16 protein-coding genes and 1 pseudogene are annotated in these 17,684 nt (G+C 61.5%); 1 reads left to right on the top strand and 16 read right to left on the bottom strand.

Going from position 1 to position 17,684, the window contains the following annotated elements; translation table 11 throughout:
* From pseI to pxpB, 15 genes and pseudogenes are all read right to left on the bottom strand, one after another.
* Entirely contained in the window at window positions 1-1,080 is a 1,080-nt protein-coding gene (gene pseI, locus AWB82_RS24915; protein WP_086971999.1) for a pseudaminic acid synthase, read from the bottom strand.
* Window positions 1,081-2,205: a UDP-2,4-diacetamido-2,4,6-trideoxy-beta-L-altropyranose hydrolase gene (gene pseG, locus AWB82_RS24910; protein ID WP_086971997.1), complete on the bottom strand. Its 1,125-nt coding sequence runs from the start codon at window positions 2,203-2,205 to the stop codon at window positions 1,081-1,083. It lies immediately after the preceding gene.
* On the bottom strand, window positions 2,183-2,899 hold the full coding sequence (gene pseF / locus AWB82_RS24905) for a pseudaminic acid cytidylyltransferase (protein WP_086971995.1): 717 nt from the start codon (window positions 2,897-2,899) through the stop codon (window positions 2,183-2,185). The genes pseG and pseF overlap by 23 nt, the downstream gene beginning before the upstream one ends.
* Entirely contained in the window at window positions 2,896-4,053 is a 1,158-nt protein-coding gene (gene pseC / locus AWB82_RS24900) for a UDP-4-amino-4,6-dideoxy-N-acetyl-beta-L-altrosamine transaminase (protein ID WP_086971993.1), read from the bottom strand. Before pseC ends, pseF begins: the two co-directional genes overlap by 4 nt.
* Window positions 4,054-5,054, bottom strand: a pseudogene (gene pseB / locus AWB82_RS24895) (UDP-N-acetylglucosamine 4,6-dehydratase (inverting)).
* 27 nt (window positions 5,055-5,081) lie between these two features.
* Window positions 5,082-6,341: a lipopolysaccharide biosynthesis protein gene (locus AWB82_RS24890; protein WP_086971991.1), complete on the bottom strand. Its 1,260-nt coding sequence runs from the start codon at window positions 6,339-6,341 to the stop codon at window positions 5,082-5,084.
* 47 nt (window positions 6,342-6,388) lie between these two features.
* Window positions 6,389-8,605, bottom strand: coding sequence for a polysaccharide biosynthesis tyrosine autokinase (locus tag AWB82_RS24885; RefSeq protein WP_086971989.1), 2,217 nt, complete (start codon window positions 8,603-8,605; stop codon window positions 6,389-6,391).
* Window positions 8,602-9,039, bottom strand: a complete 438-nt coding sequence (locus AWB82_RS24880; RefSeq protein WP_086971987.1) for a low molecular weight protein-tyrosine-phosphatase — start codon at window positions 9,037-9,039, stop codon at window positions 8,602-8,604. The genes AWB82_RS24885 and AWB82_RS24880 overlap by 4 nt, the downstream gene beginning before the upstream one ends.
* On the bottom strand, window positions 9,036-10,214 hold the full coding sequence (locus tag AWB82_RS24875) for a polysaccharide biosynthesis/export family protein (protein WP_407643040.1): 1,179 nt from the start codon (window positions 10,212-10,214) through the stop codon (window positions 9,036-9,038). The genes AWB82_RS24880 and AWB82_RS24875 overlap by 4 nt, the downstream gene beginning before the upstream one ends.
* A gap of 16 nt (window positions 10,215-10,230) precedes the next feature.
* Window positions 10,231-11,604 (bottom strand): undecaprenyl-phosphate glucose phosphotransferase, encoded by a 1,374-nt coding sequence (locus AWB82_RS24870; RefSeq protein WP_086971986.1) that lies wholly within the window; start codon window positions 11,602-11,604, stop codon window positions 10,231-10,233.
* 445 nt (window positions 11,605-12,049) lie between these two features.
* On the bottom strand, window positions 12,050-13,006 hold the full coding sequence (locus AWB82_RS24865) for a DUF979 domain-containing protein (protein ID WP_086971984.1): 957 nt from the start codon (window positions 13,004-13,006) through the stop codon (window positions 12,050-12,052).
* A complete protein-coding gene (locus AWB82_RS24860) occupies window positions 13,003-13,722 on the bottom strand; it encodes a DUF969 domain-containing protein (protein ID WP_086971982.1) in 720 nt (239 codons plus the stop codon). The genes AWB82_RS24865 and AWB82_RS24860 overlap by 4 nt, the downstream gene beginning before the upstream one ends.
* Window positions 13,723-13,854: 132 nt before the next feature.
* Window positions 13,855-14,604 carry a 5-oxoprolinase subunit PxpA gene (pxpA, locus tag AWB82_RS24855; RefSeq protein ID WP_086972065.1) on the bottom strand — a complete coding sequence of 250 codons (750 nt, stop codon included), beginning with the start codon at window positions 14,602-14,604 and terminating at the stop codon, window positions 13,855-13,857.
* A 67-nt stretch (window positions 14,605-14,671) separates the two neighbouring features.
* A complete protein-coding gene (locus AWB82_RS24850; RefSeq protein WP_086971980.1) occupies window positions 14,672-15,712 on the bottom strand; it encodes a 5-oxoprolinase subunit C family protein in 1,041 nt (346 codons plus the stop codon).
* On the bottom strand, window positions 15,709-16,362 hold the full coding sequence (gene pxpB / locus AWB82_RS24845; RefSeq protein WP_086971978.1) for a 5-oxoprolinase subunit PxpB: 654 nt from the start codon (window positions 16,360-16,362) through the stop codon (window positions 15,709-15,711). The genes AWB82_RS24850 and pxpB overlap by 4 nt, the downstream gene beginning before the upstream one ends.
* Window positions 16,363-16,545: 183 nt before the next feature.
* Here pxpB and AWB82_RS24840 point away from each other — a divergent pair, with 183 nt between their 5' ends.
* Window positions 16,546-17,058 carry a winged helix DNA-binding protein gene (locus AWB82_RS24840; RefSeq protein ID WP_086972063.1) on the top strand — a complete coding sequence of 171 codons (513 nt, stop codon included), beginning with the start codon at window positions 16,546-16,548 and terminating at the stop codon, window positions 17,056-17,058.
* On the opposite strand, the gene AWB82_RS24835 is transcribed toward AWB82_RS24840, so the two are convergent.
* A complete protein-coding gene (locus AWB82_RS24835; protein WP_086971976.1) occupies window positions 17,055-17,684 on the bottom strand; it encodes a 5-formyltetrahydrofolate cyclo-ligase in 630 nt (209 codons plus the stop codon). The two genes, AWB82_RS24840 and AWB82_RS24835, sit on opposite strands and share 4 nt — an antisense overlap.

Raw genomic sequence — 17,684 nt, 5'->3', positions numbered from 1 at the left:
TTATTCGGCGGAATCGCCGACGATCAGTATGTCGCGCGGTACGGGTTCGCCTGCTGCAAAATCCCGAGAGGCCACGCGCCCGATCAATGCGTGATAGTGCTTCGGCGCGAGTCCATAACCCGGCCGAACACTCCTGACGTTCTCGGGCGAGAATTCTTCGCCGGCGGCGATGGACTTCACGATATACAGAGAACGCCGAAATTTTTGATTCGGGGCTTCGCTTTCCTGAAGCTGGTAGGTCACGTCCCCCAGGGCGGACCAGCAACGACGAGCCTCGGTCGTGAGTGCAACGAGACCGTCCGGTTCGAGGCTGAAGCTATCGTCAGGGCCACCGCCTTTTCGATCGAGCGTGACGTGCTTCTCGATGATCGACGCGCCAAGTGCCACGCTCGCGACTGCGGTCGTGTTGTCGATGGTGTGATCTGATAGTCCGACTACCACGCCGAAGTGATCGATCATGTTCCCGATGGTACGGAGGTTGTAGTGCTCAGCGAGCGCAGGATAGCCGCTTACGCAATGAAGAATGGCGAGTTCGCGACAACCGGCGGAACGCGCCGCGTCGATGGCCTCGGCGATCTCGTCTTTGGACGCCATTCCTGTCGAAATGACCAGCGGCTTCTTGGTGCTCGCAGCGTATTTGATGAGCGGTAGATCGACTGCCTCGAAGGACGCGATCTTATAGGCTGGTGCGTTGAGATCTTCGAGCAGGTCTACAGCGCTAAAGTCAAATGGCGAACTGAAGATGGTAATTTCCTGCCGACGGGCGTGCTCGAACAGCGGTTTGTGCCAGTCCCACGGCATGTGCGCCCATTGATAAAGCTCATAGAGCGATTTACCGTCCCATAGGCCGCCCCGAATCATGAAATCGGGGCTTGTCGAATCGAGCGTGATCGTATCCGGCCGATATGTCTGCAGCTTCACAGCATCCGCGCCGGCTTTTTTTGCCACATCGATAATGCGCAAGGCTGTACCGAGGTCGCCGTTGTGATTGGCGGAAAGCTCGGCGATGACGTAGGGCGGATGTTTCGGGCCAATCGATCTGCCGGCAATCTGTATCGTTGGCGTGAGGTTCCGTTTCATTCAAGTTCCAAAGTGAATAAATGAGCGCGTGCCGCGCCCTTGACTTGCCCTATTGAGGATCGCGCGCGCAACGCGGCGCGCGCCCAATCCGTCTACGTAGTTCATCAGCCGCTCGGCGTGCCGGAGGTAATCAGTTGGATTCGCCTTGAGACGGTGCAGGGCCTGTGCGTATGTCGACGGACTCGTTTCGTCTGCGCTCCCGATGTAATCGATCAGCCCTTCTTGGGCTAATGCACGAGCCGGTTGCACCTGATTTTCCGCGACGCAAACCACGCTCGCGTTCAGTCCGAGACACAGGCGCTCCCAGTTCGCAATGCCTGATGCACCGAACGCATAATCGCTTCCGGCCATGAGGCTCGCCATTTCTAACGTCTGATGGTGGATGCGTACGTGCTGCATCGTTGCGGCAAGCGAGCGCAAACGGTCTATTTTCGGATTGCCCCCACCCACCACCACATCTGCCGAGAGGTTTCCATCGACCGAATCGCGCCAGCCCAGCAGGAATTTTTCTGTCTCGTTGCTATTGTCGCCTCCGCCGAAGAAGGCTAGTACGTTCAACGCGCCCGAAGGCGCAATCCTCTCAACGCGCGCCTCACGCTGCGCGCGAAACTCCTCACGCAGCAACGCATACCTGGGCCCGAGCAATGTGAGGCAGTTCACGGGCAGCAGTGCGCGATAGCGCTCGTCGGCGTCCTGGAACAGGTTCTGATCGACGAGCAGCGTAGCGTCGTGTTCGCGATTGGCCAGATCGTCGATCACGGCCACGTGCCTCACGAAATTGCGACATGGCGACTCGAAGCCCGCGTCGAGTCCATAGTTGTCGATGACGAGCCAGTCCACGGCACCGATCGACGCGAGAGTCCGGCCCACATCGGCAACATGAGCGGACACTGCGCCTGCATTCCAAAGCCGATGGTCCATCGACAAGCGCTCGTCCATTCCGGTCAACTCATGGTATGCGCATCCCGATGCCCGGATTAGCCCGTCGAGTTTTCCTTCATATGGGGCGCACACGAAGTGAATCTCCGCCCCTGACCGCTTGAATTCGCGGGCGAGCGCAAGGCACCGCATCACATGCCCGCTGCCGATTAACGATGACGAATCAGCACGAAAGACGATGCGCATTGCCCATTCCGAGATTGATCAATGCGGTATGCATCGCTTCCGCCTGAATCCAGTCTTCCGGTGTATCGATGTCCTGCGCACGATGGCGCGGAATCTCGACAGGAACCGTGCCTTCTCCGAGTATCGCGCGCGAGGCGACGAAAGCCTCCGCCGTGCCCCAATAAAATTGCGCTGCGTCGTGATAGGTCTCTTCCAGGTCTTGCGATCGGACGAGATAGTTTTGCGGATCGAACATCGCGAGGCGGCGCTCGGCGGAAATGCGAAGCGCCCGTTGAATCGGGTATGGGAACGTCGTAACGCTGACAGCGAAATCGGCTTTCGATGTTCGAAGTGTTTCCAGGCCGAGGGCCAAGTCGTCGGCCAATAGGAACGGCGCGGTCGCATAGATGCAACAAGCCAGATCGCCCGCCTCCCACCCCAGCGACGACAATGCATGTTTCATCACCGATATGGTCGGCGCATGGTCGTCCGCCAATTCGACTGGGCGCATGAACGGCACTTCCGCACCAAAAGCACAAGCGATTTCGGCAATTCGAGCGCAGTCAGTCGAGACCACGATGCGATCGAAGCATTCCGCGCGCGCCGCCGCCTCGATCGACCAGCCGATGATCGGCTTGCCGCTAAACAGCTTTGTGTTTTTGCCCGGAATTCGCTTACTGCCGCCGCGTGCCGGAATGACGGCAACGGTCGTCATGACAGCGCCTTATTAAGCGCATCGACAACCGCGTCTTGCTGCGCATCGCTCATCGTCGCGTACAGGGGCAAGCTGATCGCCTCGCTGTAGTAGCGCTCCGCTTTCGGAAAATCCCCTGCCTGGAATCCGAGCGATCGGTAATAAGGCTGCGTATGCACGGGAATGTAGTGGACATTGACGCCGATTCCCGCGCTGCGCAGCGTCTGCACGACTGCCTCACGCGAGCGCGTGATTTCATCGAGACGCAGGCGAATCACATAGAGATGCCATGCCGACGCGGCTTCTGCGACCTGTAGCGGAGTCTGGACAGGCAATGCGTTCAGAGAGCTGTCGTAACGAACCGCGATAGCCTTGCGGCGAGCCACATAGGCATCAAGGCGTGTCAATTGCGTCAGACCGAGCGCGGCCTGGATGTCCGTCATCCGGTAATTGAAACCGAGGTCGATCTGCTGGTAATACCACGGACCGTCTGGTGTGTGCGTCATCAAGCCGGCATCACGGGTTATCCCGTGGCTCCTGAACAACTCCATGCGGCTGGCGAGCTCCGGGTCATTCGTCATCGCCATTCCGCCTTCACCCGTGGTGATAATCTTCACGGGATGGAAGCTGAAGACCGTGATATCCGAATATCGGCAGTTGCCAACGGGCTCGTTCCTATAGGAAGCGCCTATCGCATGCGAGGCGTCTTCGATGACACGAAACCCATACTTTCCGCTCAGCGCGTGGATCGCATCGAGGTCGCACGGTTGACCGCAAAGATGAACGACGACGAGGATCTTTGGTAATTCGCCTTTCTTCTGCGCGTCGTTGAGCTTCAGCGCGAGCGCTTCGACGTCGATGTTGTAGGTCGCCGGGTCGATATCCACGAAATCGACGTCCGCGCCGCAATATCGAGCACAATTCGCCGAGGCGACGAAGGTAATCGGAGTCGTCCAAAGAAGATCCCCCGCACCGAGTCGGAGCGCAAGGCAAGCGATATGCAAGGCCGATGTCGCGCTGTTCACCGCGACGCCGAAGCGCGCGCCAACCCGCTTGGCTATCGCGTTCTCAAAGTTCGGTACTGCTGGACCCTGCGTAAGGAAATCAGAGCCAAGAACATCGACTACTGCGTCGATATCGGCCTGGGTGATTTCCTGTCTGCCGTATGGAATCATTTATGCCTCCGCCAATCGGTCGAATTCGCAAATCTGCTCGATCGACAGGAAGTGACTGTTCGATCCCGAGTTGTATTCAAAACCGTGCTCGACCCGACATCCCTGCTCGTTGAGCGAGTTGAGGCTGAAGTCGCGCGTGCCGCCATTGAACGTAATCGTCGGACTCAGCACGTAGTGGTCGCTGAACTCGATCGTCAGATGCGAGTCGTCCGCAGGACACATGATCTCGTGCAGCTTTTCGCCCGGGCGGATGCCAACGATCTTCGTATCAATTTCCGGCGCCATCGCATGGGCAAGGTCGAGGATCTTGATAGACGGAATTTTGGGCACGAAGATCTCGCCGCCGTGCATACGCCGGAAATTCGTGAGCACGAAATCGACGCCCTGCTGCAGCGTGATCCAGAAGCGCGTCATTTCCGGATGCGTGATCGGCAACGCGGTCGCGCCGGCGGCCACGAGTTGCTTGAAAAAAGGCACGACGGAACCTCTGGAACCGACCACATTCCCGTAGCGAACGACCGAGAAACGAGTTCGGTGACCGCCCGAGATATTGTTCGCAGCCACGAAAAGCTTGTCGGACGCCAGTTTCGTCGCGCCGTACAGATTGATTGGATTCGCGGCCTTGTCCGTCGAAAGCGCGATGACCTTTTCTACGTTGTTCGCCAGCGCGGCACGTATGACGTTCTCGGCCCCGTGGATGTTCGTTTTGATGCACTCCATCGGTTGTATTCGGCTGCGGGCACTTGTTTAAGCGCTGCGGCATGAATGACGAAGTCCACGTTGCTCATTGCCTGTAGCAGACGATCGTAGTCCCGGACATCCCCGATGAAGTAGCGCATGCAAGGAGCGTTGAACTCCTGCTGCATCTCGAATTGCTTGAGCTCATCTCGCGAGAAAATGATGAGACGCCGCGGGCTATAGCGGGCGAGGATCGTCTTGACGTATTTCTTTCCGAACGATCCGGTGCCGCCGGTGATGAGGATGGACTTATCGTTAAACATGTTTTCAACTTTCAAGTAGGACAAGATTTATCTTCGCATGCCGAATTTTCGGCAAAGCGCGAGCTTCGACACATACATCGTTCCGAATGCGACGGTGAGGGCGACGGGGACCGCCAGAGATTTCAAGTGCGGCGCGAGCAAAGGTGCGGCCACAATAAATACGACAAGGCTAATTAGGTTGGTGGCAAGAATGGCCCGATCCTGCCGCGTCGCGTAGAGCACGTAGTGCGGAATCATGCTCAATGAGAAAAGGACGACTCCCGACAGAATCCAAAGAAACATCCCAAAATGCTCGGCATATATTGGCTTTCGCAGCAGTGTCAGCACTGGCTTGATTCCGACCAAGGCCACGAATGAAAGCACGGTCGTTGTGAGAACAGTCGCACGAGTCAGTTGACTGACCGCCGCGTCGAAAATAGATCTATCCTCGCTTTTCGCGCCTTTGACCAAGCGGGGATACAAAAAAGAAAAAACGGCTGCATCGAGAAACGCCTGAATGGCATTAGCTACGCCTGCATAGAACGTGTAGACGCCGAGCGCTTCGTCGCCCGCGAAATAGCCCTGCATGTAGCGGTCGAAAACGGAGATCCCACGAATGGCCAGCGTTGCTACGAGCAGAGGCGTGCAGATTCTTACGCCGCGCCATATCCATCGCCAGTCGACCGGACGCTTCGTTGCGACGGACCAAGGCAACCCGCGAATGCACGCAAAGCCAAAACAGGAGGCGCAAAGACTTCCCAATACCCATGCGATGAGCACTGTCTCGATATTTCGGAGAGCCGGCGCCACGACCATCACCGCAATGCAAGCGCATGCCCATAGGCCACCCCTTAGAAACCCGAGGACAGTCGCGGATACCGGTCGCGACATGGCTACCAAAAGACGAGTCAATTCCTGCGCAAGGTGCTCCAGCACAACGAGTACGAGGAACCAAAGCACGAGCCGTTCAGAAACTGTGTCAGACCACTTCAGCGCGAGATAGAAGACCGGGAGCATCGTCGCGTAACAGACCGCGAAAAACGCAGCTTGATTGCGCAACAAGGACGGCCACAGTATTTGGTCGACGCTCAGCATCTCCCGCGTGCTGTAAGTATAAAAATCTAGACCGAGAATGAAGAGCGCGTAACTGACCGTTGCGGCCAGTACGCCGTACTGACCTACTTCGGACAGCGTCATGAATTTCGCCATAACGAGAAGCAAGATGAACTTGCTCGCCAGCGTCAGCCCACGCAACGATACATTTGCAACCCTCATAAGGCGCGCGCCGAACATTCCGTCAAGCGTCATGGCCGCTCCTCGTCAGGCGATCGAACGGAAGCAAGGAAGTCCGCATGTTATTCGCTGCCACGGTTCGCGTATTGGGTGAAGGCGCCATAGGAAGTCCCGCGCGACGGCGTACACGTAAGCAGTGCGCCATCCACCGAAACCCCCGCGCTGAAGAGCTGCCGCATGGCTTGACTGAGTTCCGCCGCCGTGTGCACGCCGTGCCGCACGACGAGCAGCGTCGCGTCGGCATGCCTGCCGATCAGGCCGGCATCGGTAACTGCGAGCACGGGCGGCGAGTCGACGATCACGTAGTCGTAGCGCTGACGCAGATCGTCCAGCACGCTCTCGAAGCGCGCGCTCATCAGAAGTTCGGATGGCTGAGCAGGCGTGCCGCCATTGGTGATGACGTCGAGGCCGGGAAGCACGTCGCGATTGATCACGGCATCCGGCTGCGCGCCACCGATCAGTTCCGACAGTCCCGGCTTCCTGGAAAGCGCGAGCAGACCGTTCAGATTGCCCCGCCGTATGTCGCCGTCGATCAACAGCACGCGTTCGCCGCCGGCCGCGAGCACCGCCGCGAAATTGACCGAGACGAACGACTTGCCGATACCCGGCCGCGGCCCCGTAAACATGACGACCTTATGGCGTTGCTTCAGCACGCCGAATTGCAGCGCGGTACGCAAACTGCGAAGGCCTTCGATTGCGACATCGTCAGGAGCGAGACTCGCAAGCACACGACGTCCCGAGGTGCCGCGTCGGCGCGACGCGTCGAGCGAAGCCTGACGCGGCGAGTGCGAAATGATCGCGTAGACGGGAATCTCGATCGCGCTTTCGACCTCGACCGGTGTTTCGAGACCGCGATTGAACATGCGGCGCGCGAGCGCGATACCGCATCCGGCCACCAGGCCGAGCAGCACGGAGAGCGCAAGCGCGAGCGCCTTTTTCGGCGCAACGGGCTTTTCCGGCGTGATGGCGTAGTCGACGGTTCGGACATTGCCGAGCTGCCCGGCCTTGAGCACGCGCAATTGCTGCGTGCTGTTGAGCAGGCTGGTGTACAGATCGTTGCTGACCTTCACGTCGCGCAGCAGACGCACCGCGTCCTGCTGCACCGACGGCAACGTGCCGACCTGCTTCTCGTACTCGCTGGCTTGACGCTGCAATTCGCCGATGCGCATGTCGACCGCCAAAACCGACGGATGCATCGCGGTATAGCGCTGCACGAGATCGGCGCGCTGTTGCTGCAGCTCGATGAGTTTCGTCTTGTTATCGACGACCGTCTGAAGCAACAACTTGCTTTGCTCTTCCAGATCGACTGCGCCGTTGCGTGCGCGATATTCGTTGTAGCGCGCTTCGGCCCGGTCCAGGTCCGCGCGCAGTTGCGGCAACTGGTCGCCGAGGAAGGCGAGCATCTGCTGCGCCTGTGCGGACTTACGGTCGACGTTGCGCTGCACGTAGAGCGTCGCGATCGTGTTGACCGTCGTCGTGATCCTTTCGGCATTCGCCCCGTCGAGCGACAAGCCGATGATGCCGGACTGCTTCGTCTTCTCCGCGATCTTCAGGTCTTTCTGCAGATCAGCGATGGTTTGCTGCGTGGACGAGCGCGAAAGGTCAAAGCGCGTGCCGGGCCGCGCGAGCAGCGACGCCACGGTCAACTTGACGGGCGCGCCGTCGATGTTCGCCGTCACGGTTTCGCGGGATCGGCCGCGCAGAACCGTAACGCCTTCAGGCGATTGCAGTTCGTAGCGCTCGCCGCCCCGCGCGATCAGCGTGAAGGTCTTGTCGTAAAGCCGGGCGGGTACGTCGAAGGTCGTGACGCCGATCCGCTCCCCACCCCAAGCGTAGCCGTCGAGTCCCAAAGCAGCGCTCGCGAGACCGTCCCGGCCCGCAAAACGGGCATAGGGCGCGCCGACGAGCGGGAAATAGTGCGGGCGCGCATCGATATCGAGATGCAGACGCGAGACGGCATCGCCGATGACCGTACGCGAACGCATCAGTTCGATCTCGGCATCGGAGGTCGACTTGTTCTGGAACAACGCCGCGAGATCGCCCAGCTTGTCGTTGAGCGAGCCCGAACCGCTGTCGTCGTCGACTTGAACGAGCGCGTCGGCGCGATAAGTCGGCGTCCAAAGGAACGCGTACAGCGATCCGGCAATCAACATGCATGCAGTAGCGACCGCGATCAGCTTGCGATTTTCCCGCAGCACGCCCACGATCTCCGCCAGCCGAATTTCATCGTCGCCGGTGTCGACCGGGAGCGGGGAAGATTTGATGTATTGTTCTTTCATCGTTGTTCCGAGAGCGCGCGGCTCCATCGCGTGACGCCTTCCCGAATCTGGGCAAAGGCGAGTTCGAACACCGCGCGGTGGCGCTTGTACGGATCGGTGACATCGGTGGCCTGCTCGTCACAAAGACGGAACACCTTGCCGCGCGCGGGCGGCCAAGCGGCCTCCACCCATGCGCGCTGGGCTTGAGTCATCGTCAAAATCAGGTCTGAGTCGCGCGCGTGCGACGCTTCGATTTGCGTCGCGACGTGGGCATCCAGCGCGAGCCCGTGCGCCTGCGCCAGTTCGACGATCACCGCGTTCGCGGGCTCGCCGATCAGCGCATGCGTGCCCGCCGACGTGACATCGAGATGCGGCAACTCACGCGCAAGCAACGCCGCCGCGAGCGGGCTGCGGCAGATATTCCCCTCGCACACCATCAATACCGAGCGGATCATTTCGTGATCACCCCCGCTGTGAGGCCGGTGCTGATCAACGGCATCAGCAAGCTGATCACGCGGTTGAAGCGCACGAGGCCGCTGCCGTCGACGTAAACGATGTCCTTCGGCTGCAGCTCGAATTCGTTCGCCACGAGCATCGACACGGGCGAGCGGCTATCGAGGTGGAACACTTGCGGCATGCCTTCGCTCTGGCGGATCACGAACATCTGCGCGGTATCGGCCGTGCTCGAATTGATGCTGCCCGCCTGCGCGAGCGCATCCGCGAGCGACATGCGACCGTCGCGGCGCGGCGCGGCCGAGCCCGGCTTGTTCACTTCGCCCATCACGTAGACGATGTTGTCGTCGCGCGAGGTGACGCGCAGCAGGTCGCCCGACTCCAGATACAGCTTCGACGGATTGAGCCCTTGCGCGAGCAGTTGCGGCACGTCGATCCGATGCGAGATATCGCCGCGCACCAGTACGACATCGCTCTGATCGGCGCTGTCGGCGAAACCGCCGGCGCGCGCGATCGCGTCGTAGAAGTTGAGCGGCACGTCGGTTATCGAGAGCGCGCCAGGGTTGTGCACCTGGCCGTCGACATACACCCGGCGCGAGCGATACGACGTCATCCGGACGGTGACTTGCGGCTTGACGAGATAAGTCGAGAGCGCGGTCGTCAGCTTTTGCTGGATTTCATCGGTGCGCAGCCCGGCGGCCGCTATCGTGCCCGCATACGGGAAACGCAAGTTGCCCTTCTGATCGACAATGAAACCTACCGCGGGATCGCCATCCTTCGCACTCGCCTGGTTCTGTCCTGTGCCGAGCGCCGCCGCGAATTCCGGATGGTCCCAGACGACGATCTGCAGCACGTCGCCCGCGCCGACCGTGTAGGTCCGCGGCGCGCCGAAAAGCTGCTTCGCCTCCTGATCCTGACTCGCCTTGCGTTGCTTGGCGTAGCGCGTCACGACTTCGAGGTCGAGTTCCGTAACGGGAATCGCGGGCGTCGCAGCGGTGGCCTGGACGTGCGATCCGGCTGCGCTCCCGCTCGTCGCCGGATCGGCGGTCACAGGCATGCGGAAGCCCGGCGCGAACGCGCATGCGCTCAGCACGCTCGCGAGCGCAATGGCCAGTGCCGTCCGTGGAAACGCAGCGCGCCACATCGTCGGTCGAACGCGTTGAATCGATTGCTTCATGAAGGGGTCCTACGCGTCAATACGCATTGATATGAACGAAACCCCGCACGACGGTCGCGAGCACAATGCGCATGTCCAGCGCGAACGACCAGTTGCTGAGGTAATAGAGATCGTGTTCGACGCGCCGCTGCATCTTGTCGACGGAATCGGTTTCACCGCGAAATCCATTGATCTGCGCCCAGCCCGTGATGCCCGGCTTGATGCGATACCGATGGATGTAGTCGTCGACGATGTCCTGATACAGATCGTCGTGCTCGATCGCATGCGGACGCGGCCCCACGACCGACATCTCACCGCGCAGCACGTTGAAAAACTGCGGCAACTCGTCAAGGCTCGTACGGCGCAGGAACGCGCCGACACGCGTGACCCGCGGATCGCCGCGCCGGGCCTGGACAACCACGCCGTCGCCGGGCGCGTGCGTGCGCATCGTGCGGAACTTGTAGATCTCGAACGGCTGCCCGCTCGCGCCGCGGCGTCGCTGCTTGAACAGCACCGGTCCCGGCGACGAGAGCTTGACGGCGAGCGCGATGGCGAGCAGCACCGGCGAGGTGCCGAGAATCGCGCAGGCGGCGAACACGCGGTCGAAGATCGTCTTGGCGGCGAGCTTGTCCGCCGTGAGCGGCGTGGCGACGAGATTGATCGCGAGCGCCCCGTCGAGATTGACCGCGCCGCTCTGAAAACGCGACAGGTTGGACACGTCCGGGATGAAGCGGATGTTCACGAGTTCGTTGTGAAACGCATCGATAAAGCGGTGCAGCGTTTTCTCATCGGTGAGCGGCAGGGCGAGCCACAGTTCGTCGATCCGCTGCGTATGCATATGCGATACGAACGCATCGATGTCGTGAAAGCACGGCACGCCGTCGAGCGAAGCCGCGGTTTCTTCGCCCGTCTCGAATCGGGCTTCGATCCGGTAAATCGGCTCGTGCATGGCCTCGACGTTGCGCACGAGGGCGGCGCAATGATCGCCGCGCCCCACGACAGCCACCGAATAGGTGCGCGCACCACGCGCACGGGCCATCCTGAAAATGAAGATGCCGACGACCGTCATCGCACCCAGAGCCGCGAACGACCTGAGCGACGGCTGGTAGTCCGGATGCATCAGCTTGACTACGGCGACCGCCAGCGCTTCGCAGAACACCCAGCCGAGTCCCGTCAGAAGCGCGCCTTTAACCGGCGCTGCGCGAGGCGTCCCGCGCGCGTCCATTGCGCACCACGCGAAAACGATCGTGAGTGCGACAACCGTGCTGCGATAGGCCGCCAGGTAACTTCCATCGGCGTGCCTATGGATGACCATCGCGCAGATCGCGACGAAGACGCTTTCTATCAGCCGCAGCGGTAGATCACGCCCCGCAGGTGCGTTATTGAATCGGATATAGCTCGGCAATCGCATGGCGGACGTGGGCGGACTAATGGCTCGGCTGTCGCTCGCGAGTTGCGAAGTATTCCGAACTAGATTCCGGGATGGGATGGTTGGGATTCGAAGGCCGCTTGCGACATTCGCGAGACATTTAAAAACCGCAAAAATGTCACGCGTAACGGAAATCGTTTCGAACCGGCACCGAGGGTGGAGTCTCCATCAAGCCGATGTTTGACAGATATAAGCGTCGTCCTAATTACTAGCAGCTTTTTTTGACAATAACTTTGAATAATCTGATAGGGATTACTAAATTAGCGACAAGCGGAGCGAGATGTTTTTCCCGCAAAACTCAAGAGGGACGTGGCTTAGCGGGTGGCGCAGCAGGCCGGAAATAAAAAAGCGCACTCAGGCGATTTAACCTGAATGCGCTATATAGGTCTATTGAAAGATATTTTTATGTTTCGCTTTATCTTATCTATCAGATAAACATCAACCAGTTAAGCAAAAATATATTTACCACTAAAAGCGTCACCGCCGTCGGCACCTGCACCTTGATCACCGCGTTCTTATCCGGCAACTCCAGCAACGCGGCGGGCACGATATTGAAATTCGCGGCCATCGGCGTCATGAGCGTGCCGCAGTAGCCGGAGAACATGCCGATCGCGGCCATCGTCGCGGGATTGCCGTGAAACACGCCGACGAGGATCGGCACGCCGACGCCGCCCGTCATCACTGGAAATGCGGCGAAGCCGTTGCCCATGACCATCGTGAAGAGCGCCATGCCGACGACATACACCGCCACCGCGACGAGCCGGTAGTCCATGTTGACGTAAGCCGTCGTCACATGCGCGACCGCCTTGCCCACGCCTGCGTCGGAGAACACGAGCCCGAGCATGCCGAGCATCTGCGGCAACACGGCGGCCCACGAGAGCGCGTCGATGAGACGGCGCGTTTCGCGCATCGACTGGCCGACGGTATCGCGCGTCATCACGCACGCGATCGCCAGCGCGATCACGCAGCCGACGCCGAAGCCGATCAGCGTCACGTTCTTCAGCTCGATCAGCGGCACGCCGCCGAACACGAGATATTTGGCGCCGAGCGTGAGAATCACGGTGACGACGGGAATCGTCAGCGCGGGCACGAAGAGCTTGTTGCCGAGCCGCACGGCGCTCTGGCGGCGCGTTTCCTCGGAGAGCATCCTCGGCTTCGCACCCGTGACGCCGTGAAAGCCGGCGATCAGCGCCATGGCCACGACGAGCACGCCGACGACCGTCACCGGAATCCAGTCGCCGACGAGGAAGATCAGCGCGTAGATCAGCCAGAATCCGCCTGCGGTCAGCCGCCGCGGATGCGACTTGTCCGTGATGATCATGCCGCCGACCACCAGCAGGATGATGCCGACGAGATAGAACAGATAGTTGATCGTGAGCGTCATGCTTTTTCTCCCGCGACGTTGCGCGTGAGCGCGCCGAGTTCGCGCGCGAGCCTGCGGTCGAGCAGCCAGAGCCGGAAACCGTGGATCAGGAACGCGCAGATCGCGGTGGGAATGCCCCAGACCGCCACGTGCATCGGCTCGACGACAATGCCGGCTTCCTTCAGGAACGTGGTCATCAGCACGATCGCGCCGAACGCGACGAAAATATCCTCGCCGAAGAACAGGCCGACGTTATCGGTCGCCGCGGAATACGCGCGCAGTTTGTTGCGCACCGCGTCGGAGAGCTTGCCGTAGCGCGCTTCGGTGGCGCCCTCGGCCATCGGCGCGAGCAGCGGACGCACCATCTGCGGATGACCGCCGAGTCCCGTGAGGCCGACCGCCGCCGTGATCTCGCGCACGAACAGATAGACGATCAGCAGACGCCCGGCCGTCGCGGCCTTGATGCTCGATATCCACATTTGCGCGCGCTCGCGCAGGCCGTGCCGTTCGAGCAGGCCGATGACCGCCAGCGGCAACAAAATGATGAGCGGAATGTTGCGCGTCTTGAGAAAACCGCTGCCGATAGCGGTCAGGATTTTCTCGACGGGAAAGTGCGCCGCGAAGCCGGTGATGATCGCCGCCGCCGCGACGATCAGCATCGGATTGAAGCGCAGCACGAAGCCTACGATGATGACGGCCACGCCGATGAGCGGCCACAAGTTGACAGCAGTTGCCATGAGTTCTCCAAACGATATAGACATCACGCCTCGTGACGGGCGCGTGGGATTACTACTTGCGGCTCTCTGAACTGCCGTGGCCGCTCGTTAAAACGCCCCGGCTGGCGGGGCGTCCAATGCTTCAATAGCGCGTCAGGCGGCGGCGTGCGCGGCGCGCACCGCGATGCCCGCATCCGCGAGCGCGTCACGGATGCGCCGCGCGAATTCGAGCGCATGCGCGCCGTCGCCGTGCAGGCAGATCGTCTGCGCGTTGAGCGGCACCCATTCGCCGGACACGGCCCGCACGCGCTGCTCGCGCACCATCGCGAGGGTGCGGTCGAGCACGAGGTTTTCGTCGTCGAGCAGCGCGCCCGGCTCCTTGCGCGGCACGAGCGATCCGTCCGCGCGATAACCGCGATCCGCGAACACTTCTTCGATGGCGATCAGGCCCGCACGCCGCGCCGCTTCGATGAGCCCGCTGTTCGCGAGGCCGAAGACGAGCAGCGACGGATCGAAGTCGTGCACGGCGGAGACGATGGCATCCGCGATTTCGGTGCTTTTCGCCGCCTGGTTGTAGAGCGCGCCGTGCGGCTTCACGTGCGCGATGCGCCCGCCTTCCGCCTGCGCGATCGCCGAGAGCGCGCCGAGTTGATACAGCACGCCCGCGTAGATTTCCTCCGGCGGCAGATCCATTTCCTTGCGGCCGAAGTTCTCGGGATCGTTGAAGCTCGGATGCGCGCCAATGGCGACGCGCTTCTCGACGGCCCAGCGCACGCAATCGCGCATTGCCGTGGCGCCGCCCGCGTGCCAGCCGCACGCGATGTTCGCGGAACTCACGAGATCGAGCAGTGCTTCGTCGGAGCCGCAGCCTTCGCCGAGATCGGCATTGAGATCGATTTCCATGATGTTTTTGCAGTCGTTCCGTTGGATGTTGGATGTGATGCGCCGCGTCGTACGCACGGCTCGCGACTCAGGAGCCCGCGCGTGCGATGCGTTCTTCGTGCATCGCGATGGCCGTTTCCACCTGGCTCACATATTGACGTTCGTCGGCGAGCGCGTGGCGCGCCTCTTCCACGGATGTCTCGACAAAACGCACGCCGCCGTTCAATTTCACTTGCGCGAGCTTCCACAAATCCGCCTTAATCACCGCGCCAATCTTCGGATAGCCGCCCGTGGTCTGCGCGTCGCCCATGAGGATGATCGGCTGGCCGTTCGGCGGCACCTGAATCGTGCCGGGTAACACCGCATGCGAGAGCAACTCGATCTTTTCGCGCCGCTCCAGCGCCGTGCCCGCGAGACGAAAGCCCATGCGGTTGCTGTTCGGCGTGATCGTCCATTCGTCGTTCCAGAAACCCTGCTGCGCGGCGTCGCTGAAACTCGCGTATTCCGGGCCGCGCAGCACGCGAATCGGCACCGCCCACGCGAGGCCCGGCGAATGGCGTCCGCGCCGCACGGGTTCGTCGACGAGCACGAACTTGCACCACGCGGGCGCCTTCACGCCGAACGCGGGTTCTTCCGGCGAAAACGCGATGCCTTTGTGCGGCTGCGGCACGCCGACCGGCAGACGGTCGCCGTCACGCAGCGCGCGCCCGCCGAGACCGCCGAAGCACGCGGCGAGATCGGTCGAGCGCGAGCCGAGCATCGGCAGGACGTCAATGCCGCCCGCGATCGCCACGTAGCAGCGCATGCCGCGCTTCGCGGCGCGCAGCGTCAGCTCCTGACCCGCGCGCACCGGCAGGCTCCACCACGAATACACCGGTTTGTCGTCGAGCGTCGCGCCGAAATCGGTTCCAGTGATGGCAACGCGCGTCGCGTGCTTGAAGCGCAACACCGTCGGCCCGAACGTGATCTCGATGCCCGCCGCGTCCGGCCTGTTCCCGACGATGCGATTCCCAATTTCCAGCGACAGCGCATCGAGCGCGCCACCCGAACTCACGCCGAGATGCCGGTAGCCGCGCCGGCCGAGATCCTGGACGGAAGTGAGCACGCCCGCGCGAATCACGTCGATCATGCGCGCACCTCCAGCGCCGTGAAGCGCACGCGATCGCCGGGCTGCATGAGCGTCGGCGGATTTGCGGCCGGATCGAAGAGTTTCAGCTCGGTGCGCCCGAGCAACTGCCAGCCGCCCGGCGACGCCGCCGGATAAATGCCCGTCTGCGGCCCGCCGATTCCGACCGATCCCGCCGGCACTTCCAGACGCGGCTCCGCGCGGCGCGGCATCGCGAGCGCGGGATCGAGCCCGCCGAGATAGGCAAAGCCCGGCTGAAAGCCGAGGAAGAACACGATGTACTCGGCTTGCGTATGACGTTTCACCACTTCATCGACGGAAAAGCCCGTGTGATTCGCGAGCGCGGCGAGATCGGGCCCGTCGGCGCCGCCGTAGCGCACCGGAATCTCGATCTCGGCGCTGTGCATATCGGTCGCCTCGACGGCGTCCCAGCCGCTTTCGAGGTGCGCGGCGAGCGTTTCGTAGTCCGCTTCCAGCGGATCGAACACGATCGTCAGATTGTTCATGCCCGGCACCACTTCGACGACGTGCGGCATGAGACGCGCGTGCTCGGCCAGCGCCCAGATGCGCCGCTGGCAGTCGAGCGTGGCGGGCGGCGCGGCTTCGCACACGAGCGCGGTGTCGCCTAGCGAGTGAATACGTGGTCTTGTCATGCCTCAGATTTGCCTTTTCGATGCGCGAAATTCGTCGATCCGATGAACGCCGCGCCGTCGCAGAATGTTACATTGTCAATAAATTATCAAGAAATTATCAATACAGGTTTTCGCCGAGGCGCCTCGTCGCTCGCCAAATCGACGCTGCGCTACACTCCAACGCACTTCAAATCGGTCATCGCCATGCCGCGCCATCCCACCAAGATCGTTTCGTCCGAGCATCTCGTCTCCGAAGCCAGCGCGGAATTGTCGGAGTTCGAGTACGGCCTCATCATGGCGGGCAATGCGTTCAATCGCTGGATGGTGCGCTGCATGTCCGCGGCGGGCGCGAAGGACATGACGGCGGTGGAGGTGTCGCTGCTGCATCACGTGAGCCATCGCGACCGCAAGAAGAAGCTCGCCGACATCTGCTTCGTGCTGAACATCGAGGACACGCACGTCGCCACATATGCGCTGAAGAAACTGGTCGCTCGCGGCTACGTGCAAAGCGAGAAATCCGGCAAGGAAGTGTTCTTTTGCGCGACCCCGGCGGGGCGCGAACTGTGCGGCAAGTATCGCGAAGTGCGCGAGGCGTGCCTGATCGAAACGCTGCGCGAAAGCGGCCTCAGCAACGAGCAGATCGGCGAGGCCGCGCAACTGATGCGCAATGCATCCGGCCTCTACGATACCGCCGCGCGCGCGGCGGCATCTCTTTAATAGATCGCCGATTCAGTGATGATCGCGTCGAGCGGCATGTCGTGCGTCTCGCGCGGCAACGTTTTGCATTGGCCCGATTCGTACGCGACGCCTATCGTTACCGGCCGCGCGCCGTTCGGCCATGCGGCGAGCGTGCGGTCGTAATAACCGCCGCCGTAGCCCAGCCGGTACCGATCCGCATCGAAACCGACGCAAGGAATCAGCAACAGTTCCGGCAAGACGACTTGTTCTTCGGCGGGCACCGGAATCCGGTAGCGGCCTTCTTTCATCGGCGCATCGGCACGCCAGGCGTGGAAGACCATCGGCGCGTGCGGTTTCACGACCACCGGCAGCGCAGCGGTGCGCGTCGCGTCGGCGCCGAGCCAGCGCGCGAGCGCGTCGCGCGCGTCGAACTCGCCCGCGACCGGCCAATAGAAGCCGACGCTGCGCGCCTCGTGCCGCGCGAGCATATCCTGAATGCGCAGCGCGAGCGCCTCGTTTCGCGCGGCCTGGCCGGGTTGTTCGGATTGCGCCTCGCGCGTCGCGAGAAGCGTTGCACGCAAGGCGCTTTTAGGCTGGTTCTTGGGTTGATCGCAAACGTTGCGTGCTATGCTTTCCTCCGATCTCAGGACCCGGTTCAAGACCAT

The organism is Caballeronia glebae, assembly GCF_001545035.1.
In the GTDB taxonomy this organism is placed as follows: domain Bacteria; phylum Pseudomonadota; class Gammaproteobacteria; order Burkholderiales; family Burkholderiaceae; genus Caballeronia; species Caballeronia glebae.
The sequence above is the reverse complement of the archived record's forward strand: the minus strand, read 5'-3'. Positions and strand labels throughout refer to the sequence as shown.

What these genes read in the sequence shown, in the direction of transcription:
- pseI (WP_086971999.1), bottom strand. Translation starts at nt 1,080, where the DNA reads ATGAAACGGAACCTCACGCCAACGATACAGATTGCCGGCAGATCGATT.
- pseG (WP_086971997.1), bottom strand. Translation starts at nt 2,205, where the DNA reads ATGCGCATCGTCTTTCGTGCTGATTCGTCATCGTTAATCGGCAGCGGG.
- pseF (WP_086971995.1), bottom strand. Translation starts at nt 2,899, where the DNA reads ATGACGACCGTTGCCGTCATTCCGGCACGCGGCGGCAGTAAGCGAATT.
- pseC (WP_086971993.1), bottom strand. Translation starts at nt 4,053, where the DNA reads ATGATTCCATACGGCAGACAGGAAATCACCCAGGCCGATATCGACGCA.
- AWB82_RS24890 (WP_086971991.1), bottom strand. Translation starts at nt 6,341, where the DNA reads ATGACGCTTGACGGAATGTTCGGCGCGCGCCTTATGAGGGTTGCAAAT.
- AWB82_RS24885 (WP_086971989.1), bottom strand. Translation starts at nt 8,605, where the DNA reads ATGAAAGAACAATACATCAAATCTTCCCCGCTCCCGGTCGACACCGGC.
- AWB82_RS24880 (WP_086971987.1), bottom strand. Translation starts at nt 9,039, where the DNA reads ATGATCCGCTCGGTATTGATGGTGTGCGAGGGGAATATCTGCCGCAGC.
- AWB82_RS24875 (WP_407643040.1), bottom strand. Translation starts at nt 10,214, where the DNA reads ATGAAGCAATCGATTCAACGCGTTCGACCGACGATGTGGCGCGCTGCG.
- AWB82_RS24870 (WP_086971986.1), bottom strand. Translation starts at nt 11,604, where the DNA reads ATGCGATTGCCGAGCTATATCCGATTCAATAACGCACCTGCGGGGCGT.
- AWB82_RS24865 (WP_086971984.1), bottom strand. Translation starts at nt 13,006, where the DNA reads ATGACGCTCACGATCAACTATCTGTTCTATCTCGTCGGCATCATCCTG.
- AWB82_RS24860 (WP_086971982.1), bottom strand. Translation starts at nt 13,722, where the DNA reads ATGGCAACTGCTGTCAACTTGTGGCCGCTCATCGGCGTGGCCGTCATC.
- pxpA (WP_086972065.1), bottom strand. Translation starts at nt 14,604, where the DNA reads ATGGAAATCGATCTCAATGCCGATCTCGGCGAAGGCTGCGGCTCCGAC.
- AWB82_RS24850 (WP_086971980.1), bottom strand. Translation starts at nt 15,712, where the DNA reads ATGATCGACGTGATTCGCGCGGGCGTGCTCACTTCCGTCCAGGATCTC.
- pxpB (WP_086971978.1), bottom strand. Translation starts at nt 16,362, where the DNA reads ATGACAAGACCACGTATTCACTCGCTAGGCGACACCGCGCTCGTGTGC.
- AWB82_RS24840 (WP_086972063.1), top strand. Translation starts at nt 16,546, where the DNA reads ATGCCGCGCCATCCCACCAAGATCGTTTCGTCCGAGCATCTCGTCTCC.
- AWB82_RS24835 (WP_086971976.1), bottom strand. Translation starts at nt 17,684, where the DNA reads ATGGTCTTGAACCGGGTCCTGAGATCGGAGGAAAGCATAGCACGCAAC.